Annotated in this window: 5 protein-coding genes; 4 read left to right on the top strand and 1 reads right to left on the bottom strand. The window is 42.2% G+C overall.

All coding sequences use genetic code 11. From position 1 onward, the window contains the following. Positions 1-911, bottom strand: a 911-nt coding sequence (locus Q0502_RS07185) for a hypothetical protein (RefSeq protein WP_298648991.1), incomplete at its 3' end; no start/stop codon positions are given. A 468-nt stretch (positions 912-1379) separates the two neighbouring features. On the opposite strand from Q0502_RS07185, the gene Q0502_RS07180 reads away from it, so the two are divergent. From Q0502_RS07180 to Q0502_RS07165, 4 genes are all read left to right on the top strand, one after another. Beyond that, positions 1380-2255: a DUF1573 domain-containing protein gene (locus Q0502_RS07180; protein WP_298648987.1), complete on the top strand. Its 876-nt coding sequence runs from the start codon at positions 1380-1382 to the stop codon at positions 2253-2255. A 13-nt stretch (positions 2256-2268) separates the two neighbouring features. Then, positions 2269-4251 (top strand): transglutaminase domain-containing protein, encoded by a 1983-nt coding sequence (locus Q0502_RS07175; RefSeq protein ID WP_298648984.1) that lies wholly within the window; start codon positions 2269-2271, stop codon positions 4249-4251. A 127-nt stretch (positions 4252-4378) separates the two neighbouring features. Then, the gene (locus tag Q0502_RS07170; protein ID WP_298648982.1) at positions 4379-4711 is read left to right on the top strand and encodes an NVEALA domain-containing protein; all 333 of its coding nucleotides are present in this window, start codon (positions 4379-4381) and stop codon (positions 4709-4711) included. A 96-nt stretch (positions 4712-4807) separates the two neighbouring features. Then, a complete protein-coding gene (locus tag Q0502_RS07165) occupies positions 4808-6001 on the top strand; it encodes a 6-bladed beta-propeller (RefSeq protein ID WP_298648979.1) in 1194 nt (397 codons plus the stop codon). Positions 6002-6133 lie beyond the last annotated feature (132 nt).

Raw genomic sequence — 6133 nt, 5'->3', positions numbered from 1 at the left:
GTGAGAGGTTCCTGTTTCCAAAAGACCTGACCGGAGGTTATTCGCTCTTTTTTCGTGTTTTCCCATGCCTTTTTCATCCCTTCGGCCATTCGTTCAGCAAGCGCTAATCTGTTTTCCTTCGCCCCGTCATTATATTTCCCCGCTCCAATATCTCCTGAGGCTCCATTGAAATGAATATGCAGGGCTTCAGGAACAGCGAGTTGTCTTAAAAAGCGTGCAACTCCCGGGAAATCGGGATTAGCAATCCCTGTCCGGTAGTAACTTTGAGGGTGTACGGCATAGTAACTCAATACTGCCAGAGGTTTATCCTCATTCCAAAAACTTACTAACGATACAACCGGATCGATCAATCCTTCCGGCTCCGCCCTTAAGGCCGGGGAGGGACATGCTGTGAATCTTGTGGCTTTTACAAGGCCGTCATCTCCCAATAACCTTCTGTTGGAAGCTACATTCAATATATTTGCTTCTCCTAACCCGATATGGGTAATATCCACTGTAGTCTTGACAGACTTTTCTATGGTTTCTTTCAGGCGAGTTAAAAACCCGCGTGCAAAACTGTCTTCAAAAGATTTCGCTTCTACCCCGTTTTCAATTAATATTTTTTCAGCGCCGAAGTCGCATCTGACAGAGTCATGCTGATGTATGGTATGTACTGTCACCCTCTCCGGAATTGTACCTGCTGCTCTTGCCATTGTCGAACGAAACTCGTCATAACCTTCATTACTGATCCCTATCCAATCGATGGCGCATAATACAATAGGTTTTCCCGCCCCGTGCAATACCACCCCTTTTGCACGAAGTCCCAAATCCCATGAGTTCGTCATTAACCCGTAGGTCAACTCATGTCCTACGGGAGGGGCTGCATCCAGATCAAACAGGGATAAAGATATTTTTCCGTTGGGATTATTCATTGTCAATTATATTTATTTTTTGAGATAAATATGTAATTACAAATTTATTACATAAACAGTACTATGTATTTATACTTCACGTCGAACTCTCCTCAAAAAACGTCAATTTAGCATAAACTGTTTCTACTGCTCGTAAAACTTATGGTATTTATAAATATTATTTTTTATCCGTTTAAGTTGATTTTGGGATATATAATGGCATCTGAAAGTATCTGTAGTAATATTTTTAAATATTTTTCCGCATATTGAGTATGTATTTGCGGGAAATGGGGGAAAAGTATGGTTTGTTTCATATTTGTTTGTAAAATATATTAATGCTTTTACCTATGGGCTATCGTGAATAAAACAAATACGAATTATTCCATGGATTCATATCTTATTGATCTTTAGAAAGAAACATGTTCGGGTTTCTTCCGATACGAGAATAAAAGAAGAGGTGTAATCCCTTTCTGAAAACTTGGATTATTTATGAGAAACATTTTTATTATTGTGTCTATTGGCTTCGGTTTTCTCTTCCTTTCCTGCAGGGACAATCAAAAGACAAAAATTGCCGGAATTGTTGCCGGGTGGCAGGAAAGAGAGATTATTTTTCCCGAGGATATCGTCTTTACACGCTATGGGAAGGATACCTTGTCTTATCAAATTCCAGTATCCGATTATAAGATATTGATGTACGTGGACTCCACAGGATGCACCGGTTGTAAGTTGCAACTCCACAAATGGAGAGAATTTATAAAGGAAGTAGATACCTTAACGGGCGGCAGTGTTCCGGTTTTGTTTATTTTCCATCCTAGGGACAGAAAGGAAATAAGCTATTTACTCAGGCGTGACGGGATCGATATCCCGGTATATATCGATATTGACGACCGAACAGACAAAATCAACCATTTTCCTTCCCGGCAGGAATTCCAGTGTTTTTTGCTGGACAAGGACAATAAAGTAATTTATATCGGGAATCCGGTTAATAATGTTCGGATTAAAAGGATGTACTTGAGCCAGATATCAAGGGGAGAATACAATACGGCAGGCACTGCAAAAAAGACCCGTATAGAGGTAGGGCAGACAGAATTCGACCTCGGAACGCTACAACAGGGAAATCCCGTCACAATCACCGCCACAATACATAATACCGGTGATGTTCCTTTCCTTATTTTCGATACGAAAGCCTCATGCGGCTGTACGGATGTCCTGTACAGTAAAAAGCCGGTCCTGCCGGACGCTTCAACAAAAATAGAAATAACCTACAATGCCAATGATACTGGTTATTTCAACAAAACAGTTTCCGTATATGGCAATGCGGAAGGATCACCGGTTGTGTTGAGACTGAAAGGTTATGTGAAATAAGACTGAACAGCGTATGAAACTTTTAGCCCGGTTTGTAATTCTCTTTTCTATTCTGCTTGGCGGTTGCAGGCAGGATATGGCGGACTTCCGCATAGAACAGGCCCTGATCCTTGCAGGGGAAAATAGGGATGAGTTGGAAAAAATATTGAACCGTTACGCGTCCGACCCGGCCGACAGCCTAAAATACCGGGCCGCCCGGTTCCTGATAGAGAATATGCCCGGATACCATTATTATGAAGGAGAGGAACTGGATAAACATGCGATCTACTTCTACGTACTGGGCAAGAGCAAAAAACAACCCGGCTCCATCCTTGATTCCCTTAATAACATATCGGGACGCTTTAACCCTAGCAGCCTTGTGCAGAGACAGGACATCCATGAAATGGACTCGGCCCTCCTGTGTGAGAACATCGATCATGCATTCATGGTTTGGGAAAAGTATCCCTGGAGCAAACACACATCCTTCGATGACTTCTGCGAAAACATCCTCCCCTACAGAATTAAGGATGAAAGACTGAGAAACTGGAGAAGGAAGTATTACGAACTGCTTTCCCCTTTTATGGAAGACCTTGAAACGGACGATCCGGTAATAGCAGCGAAACATCTCAGGGAAGCCATCCTTAAAGAAAAGGGAAAACCCCGGTTCACCATGATGAGGCCGGGCGGTTACCCGAACCTGGATGCCTTCAACGCCATGTCTTTCAACGGTTCATGTGATGACCTTGCCCAGTTCACCCTGTTCGCATTCAGGTCGGTAGGTATACCCTGCACCATCGATTTCATCTCCATCTGCGGTAATTACAATCTGGGGCATTCGTGGGTAGCCTTCAGGGATAAGAAGGGTGATTATTATGCCATGGACTTCTTCGACAATATCGAATATATTTCAGATAAATCCCGTGCCAACATGTTAAGAAAACAGAAGGCATACCGGAAGACGTTTTCTTATAACACCGAGGGTATAATGGCGATGAAAAAAATTGAAAAGTATGCACCCCCGTTTTTTTCAGGCCGCTACTACCGGTTCCGGGATGTGACAAGGCTATACTCGAACAATTATCTGGAGACGGTGCATATCCCCTCCGGGCTGCTTTACCACAAGCCGCCCAAAGACAAGATCGTTTACCTGTGCGGATCTTCCTGGATGAAGTGGGTACCCTTAGACTGGACGGTTCCCGACAAAGCCGGGAAGATCGTTTTCCGCGACCAGAATATAGGAGATATTGTAAGGCTTGCTGTTTATGAGGACGGAAATTTTTCCTTCCTTACAGCCCCGTTTAAAATAGACGAGCAAGATCATTCCATAGAAACATACACTGCTTCGGACAATACCAATATGGACGGCATCACCCTGTTCAGTAAATATCCCATAGAGGGTGACTTAGTATTCAGGAACCGGATGGTAGGAGGTGTCTTTGAAGGGAGCAACGATCCATCGTTCCGCCGGGTCGACACGCTTCATGTTATACAAGATGTTCCTTTCCGCCTGATTACCCGGGCCACTCTTTCCACGGGTAAGCAATACCGGTATGTCCGCTATAAAGGGCCTGCCGGCAGTTATTGCAATGTGGCGGAGGTTCAGTTCTTCTCGGATACCGTATATTTGACCGGAAAGGTAATCGGGACGCCCGGCTCCCCCAATATTGCCGACACGCACGAATACACCAATGTGTTCGACGGGTTGACCGAGACCTCTTTCAACGATAATACGCCCGACGACGGGTGGGCAGGATTAGATCTGGGTGTACCATGGGAAATAACGGCGGTTGCCTATACGCCGCGGAACCACGACAACTATGTGGAGGAGGGACAGCGGTATGAACTGTTCGTGAGCGGGAAAAGCGGTTGGGAATCGCTGGGCGTACAGATTGCCTCGTCCGATTCGTTACGTTATGATAATGTTCCCATGGGAGGATTGTATTACCTGAAAAACCATTCATCAGGAAAGGAAGAACGTATTTTCCTGATAGAGGATGGCAAACAGGTTTTTAAGTGAATCTGAAATCAAGATAAACAACAAATTTATCCGTAAAGCAAGTAAAAAACATATATGATGACAATGAAAAATCTTTTATAGAAAGGAATTCTTAATATTATTTTTTAATTATCTAAATTCATTGCTTATGAAAAAAATTCTATTACCGGGCATTTTAGCCCTTGCCGTCCTGCTAATCGCGGGTTACGGAATGCACAGAAGTATGAACAGCTATGGCAACCTGAGTGACATGGCCTTAAAGAACGTGATTGCACTTGCCGATGGAGAAGATCCGGGAGATGGAGAAGATGGGGAAGAACCCGATCCCGGCGAAGATGATGGAGGAGAAGAAAAAAAATTCAGGTATGAAACGTGGGATAGAGAATGCTACGTCTATGTTGGAGGAGCTTATGCCAAAGGGAAGGAGGTTACTTGTTGGGATGGTTCAGATCACCCCGTGTGTGTAGTGTGTCAATTATAAGAATTACGCATGTTCTCTATATGGGAGAAATTATTTCTCCCATAATTTTTCAATTTATATAATAACCGTAATTCCATGCATATAAAAAAATCAAATATGAAAAATTCAGGCATAGTTGTAATTGCTGCTTTACTACTTTTCAGCGCTTGTAAAGAGAAACAGGCGGATCCGGTTCTTGAAGCGCAATACCTCATCGAGATCAATAATCCCGCCAATATTGAGCTGGAAGATTTTATCGTGGACGTTGACACCATAAGGTTGGAGCTTTCCGACGTATCTGTAATGCATGAGATCAAAAATATACATATCATGGGGGATCGATATTATATTAGTACCTGGGATCATGCGACAGTGTATATTTTCGACTCCCGGGGCAAATATATAAACAAGATAATGGATAAGGGAAATGGTCCGTCAGAGTATATTTCAGTCACAAGCTTCGAGGTTGACAGGGTTAATAAAAGAGTTATTCTTGCAGATAATTTTTCCCGTCGAATCTTTGTTTATGATGAGAACGGGAACCAACTCAATGTAATCCAGCTCGACTTTGGTCCAATCATTATTTTGCCCTATGAAGACGGTTTTATAAATGTTTATTCCGGTCCCAGGCACGAATATCAGAATCCGGAAATGGAAAATTACAATATCCATTTCCTTGACTCACAGGGCAAATTTATTTCTTCGGCTATTGAAATCGGCACTCCCGAAAGAATCGATATTGGTTCGCGTTTTAAAACAGACTGCTTAGAAAACGGAGAAATCCTATTCCAACCGGTACTAAGCGATATCATTTACAAGATTGAGGAAGGTAAAAAGGTTATGCCTCTATATGGCTTAGTGAATAAGTCCTCCAAACATAAATTTTTAAGCCAGAAGGATAAAGAAACCTTTGAGTATATTGTGCGGATAGGAGATGACAAAAAATCCCAGCCCCAAGAAAAAGAATCGGAGGGTTTTTTGTTAAGTTGGGGATCGGTAAAAGATCTGAACGACTATGTCTTTTTTGCTTTTGGATATAACAAGAAATATTACCTTTATTATTCCAAATCGTTAGACAAATCAATCTTCATCGATATAGAAAGAGTCAAAGGGGATAAAAATCTTGTCGACATGTTTTTCAGTTCTCCAAAATCAATACACGGCAACAGGTTTTATATTTCACCTCATCCGTTGCTTATTGATCAGGTCAAGGATCAACTACCCGATGGAATTTTAAAGACTTTTTTTGAGAATACGCATGATGATTTAAATCCCGTATTGATATCGTTTTCAATAAAATTTCCCGAGTAATCGATTATTCAAATTTCCACATTGTGCGATGTATCTACCGGGTAAAATAAACCAACCAGCAGTAATTGACTTGCTTGTTATCCTTTTCACAGGGGTAATACTCGTCACCTACGATTATCAGAAAGATATGCT

It is taken from the genome of uncultured Proteiniphilum sp. (assembly GCF_937873925.1).
Taxonomy (GTDB): domain Bacteria; phylum Bacteroidota; class Bacteroidia; order Bacteroidales; family Dysgonomonadaceae; genus Proteiniphilum.
The sequence above is the reverse complement of the archived record's forward strand: the minus strand, read 5'-3'. Positions and strand labels throughout refer to the sequence as shown.

Bases quoted from the DNA above. Each gene is read 5' to 3' on its own strand.
- Q0502_RS07180 (WP_298648987.1), top strand. From the start codon at position 1,380: ATGAGAAACATTTTTATTATTGTGTCTATTGGCTTCGGTTTTCTCTTC.
- Q0502_RS07175 (WP_298648984.1), top strand. From the start codon at position 2,269: ATGAAACTTTTAGCCCGGTTTGTAATTCTCTTTTCTATTCTGCTTGGC.
- Q0502_RS07170 (WP_298648982.1), top strand. From the start codon at position 4,379: ATGAAAAAAATTCTATTACCGGGCATTTTAGCCCTTGCCGTCCTGCTA.
- Q0502_RS07165 (WP_298648979.1), top strand. From the start codon at position 4,808: ATGAAAAATTCAGGCATAGTTGTAATTGCTGCTTTACTACTTTTCAGC.